The organism is Vibrio profundi (genome assembly GCF_005281835.1).
Taxonomy (GTDB): Bacteria; Pseudomonadota; Gammaproteobacteria; order Enterobacterales; family Vibrionaceae; genus Vibrio; species Vibrio profundi.
In genome coordinates, this window is sequence record NZ_RZIS01000004.1 from 245,111 (window position 1) to 268,796 (window position 23,686).

The 23,686-nt window shown below is 44.2% G+C and carries 15 protein-coding genes; 8 read left to right on the forward strand and 7 right to left on the reverse strand.

Going from position 1 to position 23,686, the window contains the following annotated elements; all coding sequences use genetic code 11:
* The first annotated feature begins 23 nt into the window (after positions 1-23).
* Entirely contained in the window at positions 24-7,217 is a 7,194-nt protein-coding gene (locus tag ELZ11_RS12500; RefSeq protein WP_137357748.1) for a DUF6701 domain-containing protein, read from the forward strand.
* Positions 7,218-7,334: 117 nt separating this feature from the next.
* Positions 7,335-8,276, forward strand: coding sequence for a glutathione S-transferase family protein (locus ELZ11_RS12505; RefSeq protein WP_137357749.1), 942 nt, complete (start codon positions 7,335-7,337; stop codon positions 8,274-8,276).
* Here ELZ11_RS12505 and ELZ11_RS12510 read toward each other — a convergent pair.
* From ELZ11_RS12510 to ELZ11_RS12525, 4 genes are all read right to left on the reverse strand, one after another.
* Positions 8,273-9,256, reverse strand: coding sequence for a diguanylate cyclase (locus ELZ11_RS12510; protein ID WP_137357750.1), 984 nt, complete (start codon positions 9,254-9,256; stop codon positions 8,273-8,275). The two genes, ELZ11_RS12505 and ELZ11_RS12510, sit on opposite strands and share 4 nt — an antisense overlap.
* 113 nt (positions 9,257-9,369) lie before the next feature.
* Entirely contained in the window at positions 9,370-10,368 is a 999-nt protein-coding gene (locus ELZ11_RS12515; RefSeq protein ID WP_137357751.1) for a GGDEF domain-containing protein, read from the reverse strand.
* Positions 10,369-10,469: 101 nt separating this feature from the next.
* Positions 10,470-12,635 (reverse strand): phosphate acetyltransferase, encoded by a 2,166-nt coding sequence (gene pta, locus ELZ11_RS12520; RefSeq protein ID WP_137357752.1) that lies wholly within the window; start codon positions 12,633-12,635, stop codon positions 10,470-10,472.
* A gap of 141 nt (positions 12,636-12,776) precedes the next feature.
* The gene (locus ELZ11_RS12525) at positions 12,777-13,973 is read right to left on the reverse strand and encodes an acetate kinase (protein ID WP_137357753.1); all 1,197 of its coding nucleotides are present in this window, start codon (positions 13,971-13,973) and stop codon (positions 12,777-12,779) included.
* 341 nt (positions 13,974-14,314) lie between these two features.
* Between ELZ11_RS12525 and yfbV the strand changes: the two genes are divergently transcribed.
* The 5 genes from yfbV to ELZ11_RS12550 all read left to right on the forward strand — a co-directional run bounded on the left by yfbV (position 14,315) and on the right by ELZ11_RS12550 (position 19,512).
* The gene (gene yfbV / locus ELZ11_RS12530; RefSeq protein WP_137357754.1) at positions 14,315-14,767 is read left to right on the forward strand and encodes a terminus macrodomain insulation protein YfbV; all 453 of its coding nucleotides are present in this window, start codon (positions 14,315-14,317) and stop codon (positions 14,765-14,767) included.
* A 277-nt stretch (positions 14,768-15,044) separates the two neighbouring features.
* Complete coding sequence (locus tag ELZ11_RS12535) at positions 15,045-16,010, forward strand: ABC transporter substrate-binding protein (RefSeq protein ID WP_137357755.1); 966 nt, start codon at positions 15,045-15,047, stop codon at positions 16,008-16,010.
* A gap of 70 nt (positions 16,011-16,080) precedes the next feature.
* Positions 16,081-17,040, forward strand: coding sequence for an ABC transporter permease (locus ELZ11_RS12540; RefSeq protein ID WP_137357756.1), 960 nt, complete (start codon positions 16,081-16,083; stop codon positions 17,038-17,040).
* A complete protein-coding gene (locus ELZ11_RS12545; RefSeq protein WP_137357757.1) occupies positions 17,037-17,831 on the forward strand; it encodes an ABC transporter ATP-binding protein in 795 nt (264 codons plus the stop codon). The genes ELZ11_RS12540 and ELZ11_RS12545 overlap by 4 nt, the downstream gene beginning before the upstream one ends.
* 214 nt (positions 17,832-18,045) lie before the next feature.
* Positions 18,046-19,512: a sensor domain-containing diguanylate cyclase gene (locus ELZ11_RS12550; RefSeq protein WP_137357758.1), complete on the forward strand. Its 1,467-nt coding sequence runs from the start codon at positions 18,046-18,048 to the stop codon at positions 19,510-19,512.
* A gap of 25 nt (positions 19,513-19,537) precedes the next feature.
* On the opposite strand, the gene dusC is transcribed toward ELZ11_RS12550, so the two are convergent.
* Positions 19,538-20,497, reverse strand: a complete 960-nt coding sequence (gene dusC, locus ELZ11_RS12555) for a tRNA dihydrouridine(16) synthase DusC (protein ID WP_137357759.1) — start codon at positions 20,495-20,497, stop codon at positions 19,538-19,540.
* A gap of 248 nt (positions 20,498-20,745) precedes the next feature.
* Between dusC and ELZ11_RS12560 the strand changes: the two genes are divergently transcribed.
* Positions 20,746-21,366: a YecA family protein gene (locus ELZ11_RS12560; protein WP_137357760.1), complete on the forward strand. Its 621-nt coding sequence runs from the start codon at positions 20,746-20,748 to the stop codon at positions 21,364-21,366.
* A 64-nt stretch (positions 21,367-21,430) separates the two neighbouring features.
* On the opposite strand, the gene dsbB is transcribed toward ELZ11_RS12560, so the two are convergent.
* Complete coding sequence (gene dsbB, locus ELZ11_RS12565) at positions 21,431-21,952, reverse strand: disulfide bond formation protein DsbB (protein WP_137357761.1); 522 nt, start codon at positions 21,950-21,952, stop codon at positions 21,431-21,433.
* A gap of 99 nt (positions 21,953-22,051) precedes the next feature.
* Entirely contained in the window at positions 22,052-23,641 is a 1,590-nt protein-coding gene (gene nhaB, locus ELZ11_RS12570) for a Na(+)/H(+) antiporter NhaB (protein ID WP_137357762.1), read from the reverse strand.
* Positions 23,642-23,686: the final 45 nt, after the last annotated feature.

Consider the following 23,686-nt stretch of genomic DNA (forward strand, 5'->3'; position numbering starts at 1 on the left):
CTTTATTGATAAGCGCCTGGTCAATGGCGTACGCCGAAAGCCACGTTCGCTTTTCTCAACTATTACAGCCAAACATCAGTAGCTTCGCATCCATTCAAGGATGGGATGAGCCACACGTGGATTATTTCAGCCAAGAAGGATTTAAAATCTGTCCATCATGGGCAAGCTATCAGATTGTATTACATCGAGACTATTGGAGTTCAGAAAGAGAATTCGAATTTGATTTTAATCTTCCGCAAGGGCTTTCCATTGAAAGCGTTGAAGAAGACTATGGTCTGGATTCATTGAATCAGAATGGCTCGGCAATATCCGGCTCCATTAGCTCAAGCTTTCTCTATGCGAGTATTACCGTCAATATTGATGATGCGTCGGCTGATATCAATGATTACGTCAGCATATCCGGTATCAATTCATATGTGAGTAAACATATTTACTTGAGAAAAGATTGTAGTGCAGCAAATGCGACAATTTCGGGAACGGTTTATGAAGATTACAATTATTCCGGTGGACTGAGTACCTACGACAGCAGTATGTATGAGCTGGACGATGTGCAGGTTGACCTTATTGAAGAGAACCTAGGCATTGTAGAGTCGAAGAAGACAGACAGGCACGGTTTCTATGAATTTACCAATGTAAAAGAAGGTCGTTATTACGTAAGAGCGAATAACATCGACTCGATTCCTTCGTACCGAGATAATCATCGTACTCAATGCAGTGATAATCGTTGTAAGGCTGTAATGGTGTCTCCTTGGGTGTCTAAAGTTCACCAAACTGCGTGGTTTGATGTCACTGGTTCTACAGTCATCAACCTTGGTGTTAACTACAACGCTGTGATTAATACCGAAGATGACGGTGCAGGTTCATTAAGGCAAGTACTGCAAAACCTAAGTTATTTGAGTAATGATGGCTGGTTGGATCAAACGTGTAAATATTGTGAGGACGGTAAAGATAACGTCATTTTTGCTTTGAATACGGTACCTCAGCGTGTCATTACACTGAGCTCTCCTTTAAACACTTCTCCGAACGTTAGTGGGCAGAACGAAACCTACATCGATGCGCGTGACCTGAATATTACAATTCAAAACGATGATGATGGTCATTCTAGCGATGATTACGGGTTTCATGTGATCCGTTCGTCTGATACACGGATTTCGGGCTTTGAGATCAACGGTTTTTACAACGGAATCTTGATTGAAGACTGCTCTGATTCAGATTGTGACATCGAGATTAGTCATAACACCATCACCGATTCCTATCACAGTGCAATCGTGCTTGATGACGCTGATGACAACGATATCTATGAAAATGTTATCGACAATGCATTCAAAGCTTCAAGTGATCACAATAATGCAGCTGCGATTCTTCTACAGGGGACGGGAGATTGCACGGCTCATGATTCGGATGACTGTGACTCTAGGAAAAATGGTTCTTCAGATAACGATATTGAAAGAAATACGATCAAAAATACAGCCAAAGGCAATACCAATCTTGCGTTCTTGGAGACTTACCCTCCATCTGGCATTCGTGTTTACCAAGGTTGGGAAAATGAGTTCACGGAAAACACGTATTTAAATAACATCGGTATTTCAATTGATTTGATGACCGGGACTTTATTTGGGGTTGTGGAGCCCAATGATGGCGAATATAGAAACGACCACCCCCATGATGGTATTGATCATCCTATAATCACTGACTATGTGATTAATGGCGATGTTCTTTCGGTAGAGGGTTTTATAGGGAAAGATGAGCCAAGTAATGCGTTTGATGATTTTGAAATAGAGCTCTATAAAGCCGCAACGAACCTTCTAGGGCAAACGCAAGGGGAGTATTTTCTTGGAGAGTGCGATGAAGATAACGACCTAACCCAAGATTTTGATAACGGTCGTTTTGCTTGCAGAATAGATATCAGTGATAGTGATTTTGAACATGGTGATGCGCTTACGGCGATTACGATCGATGATGAAGACAATACTTCTGAATTTGGTAGCGCTTATTGGGGCCCTGCAGAATATGACTATGGTGACGCGCCAAATGAAGATTTAGGAACAGGTTGGGAAACAACGATTTTCCCAGTCTTGCAATTGGATAATGGTGCGCGTCATGGGGTCGTCGATGGCGTAGCGCTGGTTCCTGAGTCATGGACATCTACAGTTTTCCACAACAGTGCCGAAAGTGATGGCCAGCCATCTCGCTATGCCGATGCGGATACTTCCGACGATGGTGTTGAGTTTAATTCAAGCAACTCAGAAGTGGGCCAGTCATCATTGCCAGTATTAGTGACGGGCTATATTGACGCGCAAGGTAGTGAGCAAAACTTTGATAATGAGATCTTAATCCGAGCGTCAGCGGATGGTTATGTATCTGTCTGGCTAGACCGGAATCAAGACGGTAGCTGGAGTGATTTTGAACGTAACCAAGCTTCAGTATCAGAGAAAGTTATCGATCGTGCCTATGTCTCTGCCGGGGAAAACCGTTTCACAGTTAACCTTTCAGCTTATGATGTTCACGGGGAGAGCTGGGTTCGAGTCCGTTACTCTACATTAGCAGGGGCGATTTATCAGCCAACGGGTCAAGCTCCTGATGGTGAAGTGGAAGACTACAGGGTATGGATTGCCGCTCCTTCTATGGGGATCGCTGGCTGTGAAGCTGGCTTACAAAATGGTTCATTTGAACACTTCTACATTGAAGAAAACCATAACGGTTGGGATACTCCTGAGAGCTCAGTTGCGGGCTGGTCTATCGTTCAACAAGATCCAAGCTTAAACCCTCACTCAGAACCGTACGGCCAGCGCCGAAATCATATCGAGTTCAACCGTTACGACCAATATGTATACGACCCTTCTTCCGACTCGAGCGAGAATGTGGCGGAAATGAACGTGTATCACCCGACGGTGATGTACCAAGATATAGTGACTAAGCCCGGTGACAAAATTCGCTGGAGTTTTGATTATTCAAACCGAACGTACCCAGACAGTGTTGAAGATGATCAAATTTCGTTGATGTTTGGTTCACCAGACGAAGACTTAGTGGAAGAAGCATTAATCAACGGGACCGATTCTTGGCAAAATCACACAGGGGTTTACCAAGTGCCCGAAGGCCAGCGAGTTACGAGAATAGCGTTTAGAGGTAACAAACCAGCCTCTTCTTCAGCGGGTAATATTCTAGATAATGCTAAATTTGGTTGCGAAGTCGGGGTAGATTTTGGCGATCTTCCTGCAAGTTATAATCAACAGACTTCTACGAGTAGAATTGTTTCTCCTGATTTATACATAGGGAATGAACCGGCCGATACTGAAACGGAGCACTTGGCATCTGATTTAGCAAAGGGCGATGATATCGATGGCTTTAATGATGAACTGACGTTTGATAGCCCGGTTATCGTAATGAAAGGTGAAACGATATCGATCTCTGGCATCCCAGTGATGAATAGTACGGGCGCCAGTGTACAGATGATGGGTTACTTAGATGTATTGCAGCCAAACGCGTCGGTATTTAGTCGAAGTGAAGAGTCTGCAGTATTGGTGGTACCGCACTCGGAAAGCATACAAAGTGCGACGCTCACTTGGACATTTACATCTAATGAGTTAAAGCAATGGACAACCGACAATCAAGTCTATTTGCGATTAGTGCTAGGCGGCTCTGATACAGGGATTGGCGAAGTAGAAGACCACTTAGTTTATAACTTAGATAAAGAGATGCCGCCGTCCCCAGGGCGCTGTGATGGTTTTATTCAAGTCAAAGAGCCTCAAGGCAGCAACGCTTACCAATATGCGAAATGGAAAGCAAAAGGTGGGCAGATTGATATAGAAGTCATCAACGCAAATTTGGATGTTGATAACTTAAAAGCGGTTGGGGTTAACCAAGCGGACGGGCTCACCTATGGGGTAGGAACTGGCGATGGAACTGAGCACAAGCTGTATATTGCGACTCAGGAAAACAACGCAGAGTTCACTGAGCTTGCGGAATTAAGAGCGGTGGCTGACGGCGTGTTCATACGTTCCAAAGATGGTGAGCAATTCACTTTTACGCAAGGTGAAGCGCTAAATTCTGATAAACGTCGTGATGGGATAAGTAATAAAAAACTCGGGAAAGCGAATTCTGGCGACGTGAGCCCTGACGGTAAGTTTATGATTATTGGGCGTTCAGCGTGGCATTCATTAGTGAGAGTTGATTTACTCACTGGCGCGTTTGATACGATTCAACTGACGCTTCCTAATGGCGAAGGAACGCCTTGGAGTGCTGACTTTGCTTTCGATTTATCAGGGGCGGATCAGTTTGTTTATGGGCTAAGTCGAGGGCTGGACAAGCTCTACAAAATTTCAATTGTTGATGGCACCTTCACTGAAATAGCGCTTACATTAAAGCTGTCTTCGGAAGTCGATGAAACACATCCGGAGTGGCCAAGAGAAGATGATAAAGGGAAGCTAGCGTCAGGTGGGTTTGGGATCAACAAAGGGGGCGTGTTATTCGCAATGACAAATGGTGGTATCCACGATCTTAACCAAGATGGTGTGATTTCTGACAGCGAGGATTTTGCGACCACAGCCCTCTATTCAATTGATATCAATCGCGCAGAAATACGCTTTGAAATGCAAGGAAAAGAGAGTCAAACCAGTAGCAATGATGCGGGTGGATGCGCTATTCATGCCGATTTTGGTGATGTTCCATTGCTGCTTGAAGGGAATAATCCGGCTCAGCATGTAGGTACGAATCTTTCTTTGAAGTTAGGTGATTCTTGGTCTGCCGATTTAGGGCCTGGTGATGACTCTGAGGCTGACGCCGATTTTTCGGATGATGGTGTGAGACTCGAGAACGGGCTTGGTGAGATCATTGACCTGAAGCAGCAACTGCTAATCCCAGGGCATGCTTATCGAATAGTCGTCACGTCTCATGGTGCGGGAATAGCGTCAAAATGGGTGAGTTGGGATGGCAGTACTTGGTCGAAGTTGCCGGGTAATATTTTAACGATTCCTCAGAAAGTTGAACGCGGTTATTTACGTGTTCGTTATAGCTCTGTTGCCCTAGGTTCACCTTATGGGGAAGCGATTGACGGTGAAGTGGAAGATTATGCGTTAAACATTGGCAACGAAGTTAAGGCTATTACCGTTTACGCACCAACTGCTCCTCTGACTTGTGAAGTAGCTGAATACGTTGTGACATTAGATGTAGAAGGCGGCAAGCTTTCTCATGACGTTGATGTAGAAGTGAGCTTTGATAAGGCTCCTTTGCAATGCTGGTTTGATGGTAAATCATTCGATCGCACTGAGCTAAGCGATACGGCCCGATGTGACTCAGAAACGAGAAAAATAACCTTTGAATCAGGCGGCGATCTTAGCCGGACGATTTGGGTTGCCACGGACTCTGAGCTTTCCCCTATCACGTTGGTCGCTAAAGAGCCGGACTTAGGTGAAGCAATTGGTGCAGCGATGTTTGAAAAGGAAGGCTTTACCATTAGCCCTGTCAATCCGCCCGAATATTATAAAGCGGGTCAGGAGTTCACGTTAGAAGTCGAAAGAAAGATAGCTTTAGAAAGTACTCGTTGTAGTGTTGACCCTGATTATGATGGCGTTCAAGAATTTGAGTTTAATTATGACCAAGGAGCTGAACACTATAAAGGTGAACTGTTCATTGGTGGTCAGCGTATTACATCCGATACACCTGTATCTGTGCGGTTTGAATCTGGAGTGAGTGAAAGCATTACCGCAAACTATTTTGAGTCAGGCTTTTTAAATATTTCCGCGAAGTATCTTCCCGAGCAAGGTCGAGAGAAGACCGCAGGACTGGCCACACCGATTCACTTTAAGCCTTACGGTCTTGTTATTGATAGCGTTTATCTAGAACAAGATTCGAATGTGATAGATGACGGAGATATTGATACATATTTTGTACCTGCAGAATCCGAATTTACGGTTGATGTATTAGCGGTAGCGAAAGGGCACAGTTACGCCGAGCCGAAAGTAACACGTAATTTCAATGCTGCTTTAACAGACGTTGCTGGCTATAGTGCTACGGTATTTACGCCAACTGCAAAGCAAGGTACTAACGCGTCAGACTTCTCCTCTACAAGCGCGCTGTATCAATTCAATGATGGGAAACTCTCGACCAATTATCAGTATGAAAATGTGGGTTCTATTGAGGCTCGCTGGGAAGTTGATACTTATGTTAATAGCAATCTTTCTGGTTTTCTTAATACCGATACAAGCGAGAAAAACGGTGGTCGTAGCGGCGTTATCGGCCATTTCTATCCTGATGCGTTTAAGGTGAACAGCTCTGGTTTCTCGACTGGCGTAACCAAAGCTGGTTCTGCTGAAGAGTGGACTTACTATGGTCAACCAAATGTAGATCTCAATCTAGCATTGGACGCAATTGGTGTGGGGGGGAATCAGCTTTCATTTTATGACTCGAACTTGTGGCTTGGAACGGATTTCGCAACGTTGGACGATTTAGTAACGCTTTCACAGGGTATTTGTAATGACGGTAAATTTTCAGCTAATGGTAAGAATGTGGGCATTGTTGGCGATGCTTGTGATTTTGAAAGTAGTTGGCTTAGCGGTGTGTTGAATATTAGCGTGAATGGGGCTCAGTTCGTACGAGATAATAATGAGCTGGGCAGAACCGCACTCACGGATGTTCAAGCGAGTTTAATCGATCAAGAATTCCGATACGTCGAAGCTGAATCCCCTGATACATATATATCCGAATCGCTAGACTTTGGTGAATTGGTCGATGTGCGATACGGACGATTGGTTTTGAATAATGTGTCTGGGCCTACAGAGCAGTATTTACCCATGCGAATTCAAGCTCAATATTGGGCGCAAAATGAGTTTGAAGTAAATGACTGGCATTCAGAAAGTTCATTGTCTGCGTTTGGTACATTCGAAACGCTCGAAAACCTGAAACCAGTGGCGAATAACCCAGATAACACGATTCCAGCTATTGGCGATGACTCGCTGACCGTGAGCAATGTGTCCCTTGGGCAATCAACGACTTCGATATCTGGCTCAGCTGCAGGCTACGTCGAAGTACCTTTTGGTTTTACTGGCGGAGTAGCAAACTGGCTTGGTTATTGTTGGAAAGTGGATGTGGATAGTAGTAGTGGTCTTCCAAGTAAATGTGGTAGTGAATCCAGCTATCAACAACCTCCATCAGCAATTGCGACATTTGGTACAAGTAAAGGCTCCGACAACATTATTTATATTATGGAGCGCTTTAACTAGCGTACTTCTTCAAATAATTTGAACAACTAAGCCAACTAATTCTAGTTAAGAATTCGTTGGCTTTTTTTTATATTGAGTTCCATAAATCAGTTCGTAACAGTTACTTTGGAGAGTGCTATGGGCAAGTTAGTTGAAGGTGTGTGGCAAGATGTTTGGTATGACACAAAGACGAGTGGCGGTAAATTCGTCCGAGAAGATGCAGGATTTCGTCATTGGGTTGAGAACGCACCAGGCGCACAGTTCCAGCCTGAGTCTGGTCGATACCATTTGTACGTCTCTCTCGCTTGCCCTTGGGCCCATCGAACATTAGTGTTCCGCGAGCTCAAAGAGTTGACCGAACACATCGATGTGACCGTAGTTTGCCCAGATATGATGAATGAAGGCTGGCAAATGGGTTTGCCTGAGCCTTTGTTCGGACATACTCGTATGCACCAAATCTATACCCAAGCGAAGCCGGATTACACAGGTAGAGTCACAGTGCCGGTTTTGTGGGATAAGAAAACCAATACCATAGTGAGTAACGAGTCTTCAGAAATCATTCGCATGTTTAACTCTGCGTTTAATGGATTAACGGGAAATACCGCTGATTACTACCCAGAAGCGTTGAGGCATCAGATTGATGAGTGGAATGACTTCATTTACCCGAACATCAACAATGGCGTATATCGATGCGGTTTTGCCACGACTCAAGACGCCTATGAAGAGGCATACGATGCGCTGTTTGACGCGCTTGATAAAGTTGATCGTCATTTGGCAACCAATCGTTATTTGGTAGGGGAGCATCTAACTGAGGCCGATTGGCGACTGTTTACCACACTGATTCGATTTGATGCCGTGTATGTAGGGCACTTCAAGTGTAATAAACAAAGAATCTCGGATTATGAAAATATTCAGGGTTACTTGAAAGAGCTATACCAAGTGAAGGGCATTAAAGAAACGACAGATTTTTATCACATTAAGCGCCATTACTACTACAGCCATACTGGAATAAACCCGACACAAGTTGTGCCAAAAGGGCCGGAATTAGATTTAGACTCGCCGCATGGCCGAGGTGCTTAGACTAACTCTGTTCTATTACGACCATTTGCCTTAGCGAGATACAGTGCTTTATCCGTGTGTTGAAGCGCTGTATCGATCGAATCTTGAGTCAAGTCGAGTGAAATCAGCCCTGCACTGATAGTGACGTTTAGAACGTTTGAATCAATTAAGATTGGGTTGCTTTCTACATTGGTTCTTATTAACTCACTTAGCTCAAATGCCGATTCTTGATCCGTTGCCTCAAAGATCGCACAAAACTCTTCCCCGCCAATTCGATACAAATATTTTGACCCAAGTGTTTGCCTTACGACGTCGCATGTCGATTTGAGTACTTCATCGCCACAGCTATGACCATAGGTGTCGTTGACTAATTTGAAGTGGTCAAGATCGAAATGTAGCAGAAAGCTGTTTTGTAATTCCGGCGCATGTTGTTTGGTGTCGTTCAGTAAACTTAATCGGTTTTTAGCTTGAGTTAAGGTATCGGTGAGAGCGAGCTCTTGTAAATTTATCTGAACACGTTCACGAACTTCTTCATAAGAAAACGAAATGATCCAAACCGTGACATAGGGAAGTGAAAAATTAATGATGGCGAGTGAGTTGACAGACGCTGCGCTAGAGCCGACTAAAGTGAGGCAAGTAATCAAGACCATCAAGGTTAAGAATGAGCCTAGGAACCGATTAAAGAACAGGTGATACAAAACCGGTAAGCAGAATGTCCATAGAATTAAGGCTGATGACACTTTGGTCACCGACAAACCATACATAATGATCAGGGTGAAAAACGCAGCTACACAAGGGTAGTGCCACCCACTGATTTGGTTTCTTCTGCCGCGCTCAACCACGTAAAAACAAAATAGCGAGAACGAAAGTTCGAGTGCTCCAAAGATTACAGCTTCCATATAAAACGCATTCAGAATCGCTAACCCCAGTGAAATAGTACCGAGAGTAAAACAAGCGACAGTGAGTATTTGTTCTTTTAATGTGGTGGCTGGTGGTAGCATAAATACGGAAGTTGGCTGTAAAAAATGGAATGTTAGCAAGAAACAGCAGCAAAAGCCCTAGGAAGGGTAAAGGTACTATCTGAGAATTAGAGTAATTGGATCATGGTCGGTGTTTAACCGAGCTCTATTCGATTACGACCGTTTGACTTCGCTTTGTAGAGCGCTTTGTCCGTTACACATAGCAAAGAGTCGACTCCGCGTTCATTCTTTGAGAAGCCCGTGAGTCCACCACTGATGGAGATAGAAAACTGCTGCGTGTCGAATTCAAATTGAATCTGTGAGACTTCGTTACGAATAGTGTTTGCCTGCTTTAACGCCATTTCTATATCGGTTGCTTCGAAAACCACACAAAACTCTTCACCTCCCACGCGATACAAAGTGCCTTCTCCAATCAACTCGCTCACGGTTTTGCAGGTATCTTTTAGCACCAAGTCACCCGTACTGTGGCCGTAAGTATCGTTCACTTGCTTAAAGTGATCGAGATCGAAGTGAAATAGATAATAGTTCGACGATTGTGTAAACAATGGTTGTGTGTCTTGAGTAAGAGCAAGTCGGTTGTATGCGTTTGTTAGCGTGTCTGTTTTTGCGAGTGCTTCTAAGCGCTCTTGGATCAATATCCGGATGGTTTCATGGTGATAGGCGATCACCCAAATCATGCAATAAGGCAGCGAAAAATTGAGGAACGCGTTCGGGTAGTGATCAGGCTCAAGGAGCTTAGGGAAGTAGATATAGGTGGTGGCAGCCAGCATAGAGAAAGTCGCGATAGAGCCAATAAATCGATTAAATAGCAACTGATATAATGCAGGAAGAGTAAACACCCACATCACGATGGCTGAGTTTTCCTTAGTGTGGATAAAGCCATAAAGCAAACCAATCGTGACCGTTGCAGCAACGGCGATAGGTTGCCATGTAAGTTTCTGACTACGATTAACTCGGAAATAAACATGAACGAAGAGCAATGAGATAATCACTTCCATCAAACCCAAAATGTAATTCTGAGTAATGAAAAGATTGGTCGCCGCAACGGCGAGAACGAACAGTGTGATGGTGATGCTGACGTTCTTAAGCACCTGATCTCGAATGGCCGTTTCGTTGGCAAACTGTGTATACATGATCCACTATGCGCATTAATACATATTAATAGTATGATATACTTTTTGTTGGGTAAAAAAAACCCTCACACATGGTGAGGGCTCAAATCTTTAAAAAGTAATTAGTTAATTACTTTTTCTTCAGCTTGCGCTGCTTGATCCGCTTGGATAGCCGTTAGAGCTACAGTGTAAACGATGTCGTCTACTAGAGCGCCACGAGACAAGTCATTTACTGGCTTGCGCATACCTTGAAGCATTGGACCGATAGATACTAGATCAGCTGAACGTTGTACCGCTTTGTAAGTCGTGTTACCCGTATTGAGGTCTGGGAATACGAATACAGTCGCTTTACCTGCTACTGGAGAGTTTGGTGCTTTAGAAGCAGCAACGTTTTCCATGATAGCTGCGTCGTACTGTAGCGGACCGTCTATTACTAGGTCAGGACGTTTCTCTTGAGCAATCTTAGTTGCTTCACGTACTTTATCTACGTCTGCACCCTTACCAGATTCACCAGTAGAGTATGAGATCATAGCAACACGTGGGTCGATACCGAATGCCGCAGCAGAATCTGCAGATTGGATAGCGATTTCAGCAAGCTGTTCAGCTGTTGGATCTGGGTTGATCGCACAGTCACCGTATACAAGTACTTGATCAGGCAGAAGCATGAAGAAGATTGAAGATACGATAGAAGCATCAGGAGCCGTCTTGATGATCTGGAACGGAGGAACGATAGTGTTCGCCGTAGTGTGAACAGCACCAGAAACTAGGCCGTCAACTTCACCAGCTTCAAGCATCATAGTACCTAGGAATACTGAATCTTCTAGCTTCTCACGAGCGACAACTTCAGTCATACCTTTAGCACCACGAAGTTCTACTAGACGAGCTACGTAGTTTTCGCGAACTGATGCCGAGTCGATGATCTCAACGCCAGCGCCTAGCTCAACACCTTGTTGTGCAGCAACGCGGCGGATTTCTTCTGGGTTACCTAGAAGTACACAAGTCGCGATACCGCGCTCAGCACAGATAGCCGCAGCTTTAACTGTACGTGGCTCATCACCTTCAGGAAGAACGATGCGCTTAGCCGCTTTACGAGCGAATTCAGTTAGCTGGTAACGGAATGCTGGTGGGCTTAGACGGCGAATGCCTTGAGTACCTTCAGATAGAGAGTCAATCCAAGGGCCATCAATGTGGCTTGCAACGTGATCGTTAACGAACTCGATACGCTCTTTATCGTCTGCAGGAACTTCTAGGTTGAAGCTCTGTAGGTTAAGAGAGGTTTGCCAAGTGTTACCTTGCGCTTTGAAGATCGGTAGACCTGAAGCGAATGCTGGTGCACAAAGGTTAGCAATGCTTTCTGGAATGTCGTAACCGCCAGTAAGTAGGATTGCGCCGATTTCAACACCGTTTTTCGCAGCAAGAGCAGCAGCAACGATAACGTCAGGACGGTCTGCAGAAGTTACTAGCAGTGAACCTGGTTTAAAGTGCTCAATCATGTGCGGTAGAGAACGTGCACAGAAAGTGATGCTCTTAATACGACGAGTAGCAATCTCACCTTCGTTAACGATTTCAGCGTTAAGGTGTTTAGCCATATCAACCGCACGAGTTGCGATTAGGTCGATGCTCCAAGGCACACAACCAAGAACACGGATAGGGCTAGAGTTGAAGATTTGCATTACTTCAAGGTTCGCTTGCTGAGCGGTATCTGCATCGTCGAAGATTTCAGATAGGTCAGGGCGAGTACGGCCAGCTTCATCAACAGGAGCGTTAAGCTTGTTGATGATAACGCCTTTGATGTTCTTGTTTTTAGTACCGCCGAAGTTAGAACATGCTACTTCGATACGCTCTTTAAGTTGCGTAGGGTTGTCAGTACCAGGAGTCGCAACGAATACGATCTCCGCGCCAAGTGTTTTTGCGATTTCCGCGTTCACTTGGTTAGCAAATGGGTGCTTACGAGTAGGAACTAGGCCTTCGATAAGCGTTACTTCTGCGTCTTTGTTGATCTTGTTGTATTGCTCAACAACAGACTCTAGAAGTACGTCCATCTTCTCGCTACCGATCAACGTTTCAGCTTGAGTCATTGCGATTGGCTCACCAATCTTAATGTCGCTGTTAGTACCGATGATAGTTGAAGTTAGATCTGGTTGGTTGCCGCCGCTGCGTGGTTGAGCGATTGGCTTGTAGAAAGAAACACTAACGCCTTTACGCTCCATAGCGCGAAGAACACCCATGCTAACACTAGTAAGACCAACACCAGCGCTAGTAGGGATAAGCATAATAGTACGGGACATGTACGGAGTACCTTTGACTATTTGATAAAAAAGCTCAACACCGTATTCCTGTCGGGCAATACCTTGGGAAAGGAATAGGAGTTGAGCCCCACTTCTAATTAAGAAACAGGCCAGCCTCTATGAAGCTAGCCTGTGAATCAATTAAAGACCTGCTAGACGTGCAGTGTCTTCAGCAATTACTAGCTCTTCGTTAGTAGAGATAACCATTGCAGGGATGCGGCTGTCCGCAGTAGTGATCACACCTTCGCCGCCGAAACGAGCTTTAAGGTTTGCTTCACCATCAACTTCGATACCGAAGATGCCTAGGCGGTTAAGAACCATTTCACGGATTGGAGCGCCGTTCTCACCGATGCCGCCAGTGAATACGATAGCGTCTAAACGGCCGTCTAGAGTCGCAGTGTAACCAGCGATGTATTTCGCTAGACGGTGACACATTACGTCCATTGCGCGTGTTGCTGCTTCTTCTTTACCGTAGTTGTCTTCAACGAAACGACAGTCAGGAGAAACTGCAGTTAGACCAGCAAGACCAGATTCTTTAGTTAGCATGTTGTTGATTTCTTCAACTGAGTAACCTAGAGAATCGTGTAGGTGGAAGATGATTGCTGGGTCGATATCACCACAACGAGTACCCATTACTAGACCTTCAAGAGGAGTAAGGCCCATAGAAGTATCTACAGATTGACCGTTCTTGATAGCACATACAGATGCGCCGTTACCTAGGTGACAGTTAATGATGTTAACTTCGTTCGCAGGCTTACCTAGTTGCTCAGCAACTTCACGAGCGATGAATAGGTGAGAAGTACCGTGCATGCCGTAACGACGGATACCGTGCTCTTTGTACAGGTTGTACGGTAGAGCGTATAGGTAAGATTCTTGAGGCATTGTTTGGTGGAATGCAGTATCGAATACAGCAGACATTGGTAGGCTTGGGAAAGCTTTTTGAGCAGCTTTAATACCAATGATTGCAGCTGGGTTGTGAAGTGGTGCTAGAGCAGCACAGTCTTCGATACCTTTAAGTACGTCATCAGTGATAAGTGCAGATTGAGTGAACTTCTCGCCGCCGTGTACAACACGGTGACCAACTGCTGCTAGGTTTTCTGCAAGTTCTGGCTTAGAAGCAAGAATAGTTTCTACCATGAACGCTAGAGCTTCTTCGTGAGCTGCGCCGTTACCTAGTTGAGCTTCGTGCTTACCATCAAGTTTCCACTTGATGCGAGCTTCAGGAAGGTGCAGACACTCTGCAAGACCTGTTAGGTGCTCGTCGCCGCTTTGTGCATCAACAACAGCAAATTTAAGAGAAGAACTACCGCAGTTTAAAACTAAAACTAGCTTAGACATGAATGACTACCTATGTATTTGTCTGATCATTATCAGTTAAGGGTGAAAATCAATCACAAGAATAGTAGAGCTTGGTCGCATTCGTACTAATCTTGGTCAAAAAAACATTAATTTCCATATAGTGAGAAGCATTTTTTTACACAAAAAAACGCTTATGCAATCCTTGCAGAGGTCTTCACAGTGTTGCGTTAATCGGAAATTACGGCAACAATGAGATTGAGGTCTGCAAATAATAGCGATATTGTGCAAATATAACAAAAAAATTTGAAAGAATATTATTTTTCGTCAATTTTTTGCGATTTTAGTTGATGTATTCAACTTTTTTTTAGTGAGAGAGTCGTATGAGTAATAAAGTAGGTTTAGCCGTTAGCTTAAAAGATGGTCAGAAGTACATGGACCTTTGGCCTGTGCGCAAAGAACTGAATGCGATATTTCCAGAGCAACGCATTATTAAAGCGACGCGCTTCGGTATTAAAGTGATGCCAGCGATCGCGGCGATCAGCGTCTTAACTCAAATGGCCTTCAATAACTACCAAGCAATGCCTCAAGCTGTGGTGATGGCGCTGTTTGCGATTAGCATGCCTTTACAAGGGATTTGGTGGTTGGGCAACCGTTCAAATACAGTACTACCTCCCGCTCTTGCTTCTTGGTATCGAGAGTTGTACCAAAAAATTGTTGAATCGGGCTTTGCTCTTGAGCCAATGAAAGCCAAACCAAGATATAAAGAACTTGCAGCGATTTTGAATCGCGCTTTCCGCCAATTAGACAAGTCTGCTATGGAACGTTGGTTCTAATTAATAAAGCCTCTCTACACTCTCTCTTCTAAACAAGCTGTGGTTGACATGGCTTGTTGTTAATTAATTATCTTCGCACTTCGCACTTCGCACTTCGCACTTCGCACTTCGCACGTCACCTTGATCTCCTTTTGTTACTTTAGTGTTAAATCTCACTTCCCTTACGTCTAAGTTACTGGTAATAATGTTGTTAGATGCGTAAAAAACGCACAGATTCTTATAGAACAGATAATAAACACAACACATACAACCAAATTGCTTAAATCAAGGAGTCAAGATGAAAGCAGGTAAAATTATCGCTACAGCCGTTTTAGCAAGTGCAGCATTACTCTCATCAACCAGCATTATGGCTAAGACTGCGAAGATTGCAGTATCACAGATTGTAGAGCACCCAGCGTTAGATGCCGCTCGCCAAGGTCTATTGGATGGGCTGAAAGCAAAAGGCTATGAAGAAGGTAAAAACCTAGAATTCGATTATAAGACGGCGCAAGGTAACCCTGCGATAGCGGTACAAATCGCTCGTCAGTTTGTTGGTGAAAGTCCAGATGTATTGGTTGGCATCGCGACGCCAACTGCTCAGGCATTAGTGTCTGCTACGCGTTCAATCCCAGTTGTGTTTACTGCAGTAACGGACCCTGTAGGTGCAAAGCTAGTTAAACAGTTAGAACAGCCGGGTAAAAACGTTACCGGCTTATCTGATTTATCACCGGTTAGTCAGCATGTTGAACTAATCAAAGAAATCTTACCAAACGCAAAATCTATTGGTGTAGTGTTTAACCCAGGCGAAGCGAATGCGGTAACCTTAGTAGAGCTTCTAAAGAAAGCAGCTAAAGAGCAAGGTCTAGAAGTAGTAGAAGCGACAGCACTGAAAAGTGCAGACGTAAAATCAGCGACGCAAGCCATTGCCGCTAAATCAGATGTGATTTATGCGCCAACAGATAACACGGTTGCCAGTGCGATTGAAGGCATGATTGTTGCCGCTAACCAATCGAAAACGCCAGTACTGGCTGGTGCAACATCATATGTAGAAAAAGGTGCGATTGCTGGCCTTGGCTTCGACTACTACCAAGTGGGTGTACAAACGGCCGATTACGTAGCCGCGATTCTAGATGGTGAAAAGCCAGGTACTCTGGATGTTAAAGTAGCGAAAGGTTCAGATCTTGTTGTGAACTCCGGTGCTGCGAAAAAGCTTGGCTTAACGATTCCACAATCAGTGATGGATCGCGCGACAAGCGTTAAATAACTCTCCTATATAAAGCCAATAAAGTGCATTGCTTTGTTGGCTTTTTTATATCAGCAGAAAAGGAGTAGTTATGTCTGCTTTTGCTTTTTTTGGGGCACTGGAAATAGGTCTGCTTTATGGCTTAGTGGCTCTTGGTGTTTACCTGACTTTCCGAGTTTTAGACTTTCCTGATCTCAGTGTAGACGGCAGCTTTCCGATGGGCGCTGCAGTAGCGGCAACTGCGATTGTTGCGGGTATTGATCCTTGGGTTGCGACGGGCATGGCTATTGCCGCTGGTGCAGTAACTGGTTGGGTAACGGCATTTCTAGCGGTTCGTTGTGGCATCCTTCATTTATTAGCTTCAATCTTAACGATGATCGCGGCTTTCTCTATCAACATCCGAATTATGGGACGCCCTAATATTGCGCTGTTAGGAGAGGAAACTATTCTGACTCCTTTCGAAGCGCTAGGCGATCCAATGCTCATTCGCCCGTTAGTCGTGGGCATATTGGTGTTGATCTCGGGTTGGTTTATCGTACGTTTACTAAATAGTGACTTTGGCCTTGGGCTACGAGCTACCGGTGTTAATGCACGTATGGTGTCGGCGCAGGGGGGAAGTACCTCTTTTTACACCTACTTTGGCCTCGCGTTATCGAATGGCTTTGTTGGGTTCGCCGGTGCGCTGTTCGCGCAAACGAATAGTTTCGCCGACGTGACGTCTGGTGTGGGTACGATCGTTGTCGGTTTAGCTGCTGTAATTCTTGGTCAAACTTTAATTCCTGGCCGTAAGATTTGGGTCGCGGTGACCGCAGTGATTGTCGGTTCAGTATTGTACCGATTGGCAGTCGCGTTCGCTTTAAGTTCTGGAATGTTTGGCTTGCAGGCATCGGACCTGAACTTAGTGACAGCTGTACTTGTTGCGGTTGCGTTGATTGCGCCAAAAATTAAAGGAAACCTTAAGGCAAAAAAGCGCCATAGCTCTGCTCAAGCAAGCGCTCAGTCCAATAAAACTGTTGTGAAGCAAGCAGAGAAGTCAGGAGAAGCAGTATGATTCGTCTAGAAGATATTCAAGTGACGTTCAATCCAGGAACTATTCTTGAGAATAGGGCGCTTAGAGAAGTGTGCTTAGAAGTTCCAGAGCATCAATTCCTTACCGTTATCGGCTCGAATGGTGCGGGTAAGTCGACACTACTTGGTGCCGTTACAGGTGAAACGCCAATGATCGGTGGTAAAGTCATCATCAATGATATGGATGTAACTCGTCAAACGGTTGATCAGCGTGCTTCACAGTGTGCTCGTGTGTTTCAAGATCCTTTAGCTGGAACCTGTGGTGATTTAACCATCGAAGAGAATATGGCTCTAGCATATATGCGTGGTAAACGCAGAGGTTGGAGTTTGTCGTTATCTTCAAAGCGTAGAAAGTTGTTCCAAGAGCGCATTAGCATTTTGGGGCTTGGCTTAGAGGATAGGCTCGGAGATAACATTGGTTTGCTTTCTGGGGGGCAACGTCAAGCGGTAAGCTTAGTTATGTCTACTTTGTCTGATAGTAAATTACTCCTGTTAGATGAACATACAGCTGCATTGGACCCGCGAATGGCAGCTTTCATTATCGACCTCACCAAAACAGTAGTGAAGGAATTTAATCTTACGGTGATGATGGTGACACACTCGATGAAAGATGCGTTAGCTTGCGGTGACCGCACAGTCATGCTCCACCAAGGTGAGATCGTATTAGATGTCGCGGGTGAACAACGAGCAAATATGAAGGTGCCTGATCTTCTTGAAATGTTCTCGAAAGTCCGTGGAGAAGAACTCGCAGATGACAGCTTATTGCTCAACTAATATAGGCTCTCAACATATACGCTAAACTTGAAGCCCTTTCCTTGCGAAAGGGCTTCGTGTATCTAAGCTTGATTGAAACAATGACTGGAAAATTATGGAACTAGATAGATACTTCAATAATAAATCACATTAAATTTACATCATTAATTGACTGTATTTGCAATAATATTAGTGGCGTAAATGTAATTCAAAAAGTTCTAAGGGCTACTAATACATGAAAGTAAATAGGCATTTCAGCCTAACCTTTGTCTTTATCTTCCCTGCCATTCTAGCGGCCTTGATGTTGGCGCTGACTGCAAAAAATTACTATGACTCGGTAAATCGTGATATCTCGAACGAGTATCAGCGAATTATCGAGGTATTGCAGAGAACCACAAAAGTCGTCACGGCTTTAGATTACAGCTTCTCGAATTACTATAAGTCTGGAAATCCACTTTATCTTGACCATAACATGCGTGAAGTTGATGGGTTATGCCAGATTTGGCCAATTGATGTGTTATTGCTTGCCGATGGTAAAACGACAGATATACCGACCGTCGATATTGATTACATGATTGTGGGAGATGAGTCCTTATGTAACCAAAATACCGCCTTGTACAAGAGCGCATCAAAAAAAGTCGCATTTGCACCAATTTTATCCTTTCTCTCAGATCTTGATGAATACCACCGAGGCGTGCACTTTATTGATAAAGAAGGTTACGTTATTTCGTCGCCAGAAGATTTCGCCCGCTCATTAACGAAAGAGCTGCTTTCAACCGTGAAAAGCCGACCATATTGGCAAAAAACGGCAAATAACCCAGACAAACTCACCTTGGCCGGACCTGCGCTTAGGGTTGATTCATTAGAACGTAGTTTAAGCATGTCTATCCCTGTTTTTCATCAAGGGCACCATCAAGGCATGTTAGCGGTGGATATTGATGCCGGAAAGTTACTGGCTACTTCGAATAGCGATTTAGCAGGTCGCATCAATATGATTGATCGTACCTATACGCCGTTAAAGGACAACGCGACTCGAGTTCGCAGTATTGAGCTAGAAGGCGTTGTAGCAAACCATGTCATGTATTACGAACTGGATTACGCTAATGAAATTAAGAATTTTGTGGTCTTTGAGCGCAACAGTCTTATCGTAACGTTAGTCGTTTACCTGTTCTCAATTACGATTCTTTTCTACGTTAACTCTAATATCGAAAGAGGATACTTTAGAGATCTGGCCGCTAAAGATCCGATGACAGGGTTACTTAATCGCCGCGGTTTAGAATCATTTTGGCGCAGCGTTGAACATGATCAATTGTTTGCATTAGCAGTATTCGACATTGATGATTTTAAACAGGTGAATGATACCTATGGTCATGACAAGGGCGATGATGTGATTCGTTTTATGTCGAGACAAATAAAGAATGGAATACGCAGCAGCGATGCCGCCGCACGTTTTGGTGGTGAGGAGTTTGTGGTTTATTTACGAGGTGATGATAGAGAGCGACTTGTTAACACGCTACTAAGAGTGAAAAAGGAAATTTGTGAAAATTCGCCTAACGTTTTACCAAGCGGTTTTACCGTTTCTGGTGGTGTGTGCATTGTTGAAAGTGACGGTAACCAACTAAGCTTTGACGAGATCTTTAAGTTTGCGGATGAAAAATTGTATGTGGCTAAAACGAGCGGTAAAGATAAAGTCGAATTTTAGCCACTATATTGGAAGACACTCAGTGTTATGCCAGTTCTGTTAAGTGCTTCTCTTGATAGCGCTGAATGTGTTCAACGATAGGTGCTGCTTTTTTGAAAGTACGAATTTCTCTAAATAACTCTTCAGCCTGAGGGTACTCTTTACGCAGGTAAACAAACCACTGCTTCACGCGGTTTGGATAATACATACCTTTGTCGCCTTTGATTTCAAACTCAGAATATCGAAGTAATAATTCGATGACTTTCATCCAAGGCATTGGCTGGTGGTTGTGCTTTACGACGTTACCTAAGTTAGGAACGTTGAATGCGCCTCGGCATACCATCAGTGAGTTGACACCAGTGGCTTGGATGCAGGCTTGGCCATCCTCATGGTTCCAGATTTCGCCATTGGCGATGAGTGGAAGTGATGTTTTTTGGCGAATCTGATTGATGTAATCCCACTTTATCTCACTAGCTTTATAGCCACCTGTTTTAGTGCGGGCATGAACTGTCAGTTCGTCTGCTTTGGCTTGCTCAATGGCATCGACGATTTCAAAACATTCTTCAGGGCTTTCCCAACCCAAACGAATTTTCGCTGAAACGGGAATGTGAGCAGGCACAGCCTCGCGGCACGCTTTAACGACTTGGTAAATAAGCTCTGGTTCTTTGAGTAAAGATGCGCCGCCATTACTTTTATTGACAGCTTTCGCAGGGCACCCGAAGTTCAGGTCTATTCCCTTTGCACCAAGACTTGCCGCTTGCACAGCATTTTCTGCCATCCATTGTGGATGTTGCCCTAGAAGTTGAACATGGACAGGTACGCCTGCCATAGTTTGGGAGCCTTGTTCTAACTCGGGGCAAAGTCGATGGAATACATGAGGTGGCAATAGCTGATCAACTACACGTACGAATTCTGTTACGCAAAGATCGTAATCGTTTATCTCAGTAAGAATCTCGCGCATCAAATGATCAAGCACGCCCTCCATTGGGCCTAAAATAACTCTCATGTATCACCACCATCATATAAAGTGGCGTGATTGTACGGTGGCAGGTTGCACTTGTCACTATGAGCGTGGTGTCTCGGTGGTGATTTAGATCTATCAAGTTACTAGAGAGTAACCGTGTTCTAAATGGTTGGAGCGGCTTCAAGCTAGAATCTTATTTGTTCCTGTAGTGCGTGATTTTTTGAAACCTATGAATTGCCGAGGATGGCGCTATAATGTGCCGACTTAAATTTACTGGCTATGAACGAACTATGAACTATCAATTATTGAGCCTACCAAGTTCAATTGAAGGCGTGACATCGCAATTTGTTGAAGGCGCCATCTTTGCATCAAATTTAGCGACTAAACCCTTGGAACCAGAAGCATGGCTACCAAGTGTGTTAGGTGACAAGTCTGATGAATGTACGTCCGTCGTGACTGAGCAGATTAATCGTCAACACAACTTAATACAGCGCAGTGAATATTCGATCTCTAGCTTGTTAGAAGAAGATAACTTTACTGAGCAGTTTGCAGATTTTGCAGAAGGCTTCATGACAGTTTGGCCTAAAGTTGAAGAGCAATGGCAAACGGTTTCAATGGCTGATGGTACATTACGTATGCTTCAGGCATTACTTACTACATTGATGCTGGCGATTGATGAAGAGCAGACTCAACAACAGATGAAAAAAGCCGGGTTAGATAATCCTCCTTCGTTAAGCGATCTAGTTGGTCAGGTTGACCTGATGGTAACGGAAGTGGCCCTAGCTGCTGATGAAGCTATGCTTGGCAACAAAGCACAAAATGTAAATCCATTCAAAGACATTGGTAGAAACGACCCTTGTCCGTGCGAGAGTGGGAAGAAGTTTAAGCAGTGCTGTGGTAAGAATAAGTAAACAGAGATAGATAGTAAAAAGTCGACCTAGGGTCGACTTTTTTGTTACCTAAATATGGCAATGATTAGCTCTTGGATTTAGCAAATTGAGCTAGAACAATCACGGCTAATGCTATCAAGTTACCTGCGAAAATAACGACTAACCATTGAGGCATAGATAAACTCAAGAATTGCCATACGACCTTGCTGCAATCGCCAAATGCTTCAAACATCCACGGGGCCCAATCGTTAAGTGGTGCCCAACTTGGGAAAGTAACGAATAAGTCGCAGGTCGCAAAAGGTGACGGATTAAATTGGTAATCAACATGTTGTAGAGATAGCGCGAGGCCTTTGTACGCACTAGCTCCCCACGCAGCAAGACCAAGCCAACGAATGATCGTATTGTTTGGGTTCACTAAGCCGATCATTGCTGCCACACCTACGCCCAGCATTGCAACGCGCTCATAAATACACATTACGCATGGAGATAGCATCATCACATGTTGGAAGAAAAGTGCACATGCCTCAAAGAAAATTACAAAAGCGAGAAGCAAGAACCAAGATAGTCGCCCCTTAGAGAAGTCTTTGAGTGTGGAGAGAAAATTCACGAGTTAAATCCTTTCTGAAAAATAAAAAAAGCCCTGAATACTCAGAGCTTTTTATCTTGGATAAGTTTCCCAATCAACAATTATTTTTTAATTGTTAGATTAGTGTCCACCGCTTACGGCTGAAGTCGCTTCACCAACGTGGTGAGATATCCAACCAGCATCATAGAACCATGCTGTCATTGGCTCAACGAAGTAGACAATGCCAACTAGGCCGACAATCGCCAGTACTATGGTATATGGCAGAGCCATAATAACCATGCGGCCGTAAGATAAGCGGATTAATGGAGCTAGAGCTGAAGTCAGCAGGAATAGGAAAGCTGCTTGACCGTTTGGCGTTGCAACTGAAGGTAGGTTAGTACCTGTGTTGATTGCTACAGCAAGTAAGTCAAATTGGTCGCGAGTGATGATGCCATCAACTAATGCAGTTTTTACTTCATTAATGTACACCGTGCCTACGAATACATTGTCTGACACCATTGAAAGCAAGCCGTTAGCAACATAGAACAGAGCAAGCTGTGTACCTTTATCTTCTACGTGTAATACCGCATCAATAACAGGCTTGAATAGAGACTGATCGATGATAACGGCAACGATAGAGAAGAAAACAGCAAGTAAGGCTGTGAAAGGCAATGCTTCTTCGAACGCTTTACCTAACGAGTGTTCTTCAATAACGCCTGTGAACGCTGTTGCAAGGATAATAACTGAAAGACCGATTAGACCAACTTCAGCCACGTGAAGAGCTAAGCCGATGATAAGCCAAACTGCGATTGCACCTTGAACCCAAAGTTTTGCGACATCTTGCTTAGTACGCCCCTGACGCTCTTTATTATCAAACTCAACAAGGATTTGACGAACATTGTTTGGAAGTTCAGCGCCGTAACCGAATACTTTTAGCTTTTCGACTACCGCACATGTGATCATGCCGCAGAAGAAAACTGGAAGAGTAACAGGCAACATACGGATGATGAATTCGCCGAATTCCCAGCCCGCTTGTTTTGCGATTACTAGGTTTTGTGGTTCACCCACCATTGTCATTACACCACCTAACGCAGTACCAACACCAGCATGCATCAGTAATGAACGTAGGAAAGCGCGGTAATTTTCAAGGTCGTCACGAGTTAGTTCAGAGATTTCACCATCGTGAGTGTGGTCGTGCGCTGAGTTTGAGCCTTTACCTGACGCTACTTTGTGGTAGATAGAGTAGAAGCCCACAGCTACGCTGATGACAACTGCAATTACAGTTAGCGCATCCAAGAATGCTGAAAGGAAAGCGGCTGCGAAACAGAAAGCAACAGAAAGCAGCATTTTAGAGCGTATACCAAGTAAGATCTTCGTGAAAATGAACAGAAGAAGTTCTTTCATGAAGTAGATCCCGGCAACCATGAATACCAATAGAAGTAGAACTGGGAGGTTGGCTTGTAGCTCATGGTATACGAGCTCAGGTTTTGTCATTCCAATGGCGATTGCTTCAATGGCAAGTAAACCACCAGGCTGAAGCGGGTAGCATTTTAATGCCATTGCTAAAGTGAAGATGAATTCGATGACTAGTAACCAACCTGCAACAAACGGGTCAACTAGGAAGAAAACAATTGGGTTGATGATGAGAAATGAAATGATGGCAATCTTATACCAATCAGGAGCCTTACCAAGAAAGTTCTTGATAAATGCATTTCCGAGAGACATCGGCATGTTAATACTCTTTTATGTTAATTATGAATAGATTCAGTAGTACAG

Bases quoted from the DNA above. Each gene is read 5' to 3' on its own strand.
- ELZ11_RS12500 (WP_137357748.1), top strand. From the start codon at position 24: ATGGCGTACGCCGAAAGCCACGTTCGCTTTTCTCAACTATTACAGCCA.
- ELZ11_RS12505 (WP_137357749.1), top strand. From the start codon at position 7,335: ATGGGCAAGTTAGTTGAAGGTGTGTGGCAAGATGTTTGGTATGACACA.
- ELZ11_RS12510 (WP_137357750.1), bottom strand. From the start codon at position 9,256: ATGCTACCACCAGCCACCACATTAAAAGAACAAATACTCACTGTCGCT.
- ELZ11_RS12515 (WP_137357751.1), bottom strand. From the start codon at position 10,368: ATGTATACACAGTTTGCCAACGAAACGGCCATTCGAGATCAGGTGCTT.
- pta (WP_137357752.1), bottom strand. From the start codon at position 12,635: ATGTCCCGTACTATTATGCTTATCCCTACTAGCGCTGGTGTTGGTCTT.
- ELZ11_RS12525 (WP_137357753.1), bottom strand. From the start codon at position 13,973: ATGTCTAAGCTAGTTTTAGTTTTAAACTGCGGTAGTTCTTCTCTTAAA.
- yfbV (WP_137357754.1), top strand. From the start codon at position 14,315: ATGAGTAATAAAGTAGGTTTAGCCGTTAGCTTAAAAGATGGTCAGAAG.
- ELZ11_RS12535 (WP_137357755.1), top strand. From the start codon at position 15,045: ATGAAAGCAGGTAAAATTATCGCTACAGCCGTTTTAGCAAGTGCAGCA.
- ELZ11_RS12540 (WP_137357756.1), top strand. From the start codon at position 16,081: ATGTCTGCTTTTGCTTTTTTTGGGGCACTGGAAATAGGTCTGCTTTAT.
- ELZ11_RS12545 (WP_137357757.1), top strand. From the start codon at position 17,037: ATGATTCGTCTAGAAGATATTCAAGTGACGTTCAATCCAGGAACTATT.
- ELZ11_RS12550 (WP_137357758.1), top strand. From the start codon at position 18,046: ATGAAAGTAAATAGGCATTTCAGCCTAACCTTTGTCTTTATCTTCCCT.
- dusC (WP_137357759.1), bottom strand. From the start codon at position 20,497: ATGAGAGTTATTTTAGGCCCAATGGAGGGCGTGCTTGATCATTTGATG.
- ELZ11_RS12560 (WP_137357760.1), top strand. From the start codon at position 20,746: ATGAACTATCAATTATTGAGCCTACCAAGTTCAATTGAAGGCGTGACA.
- nhaB (WP_137357762.1), bottom strand. From the start codon at position 23,641: ATGCCGATGTCTCTCGGAAATGCATTTATCAAGAACTTTCTTGGTAAG.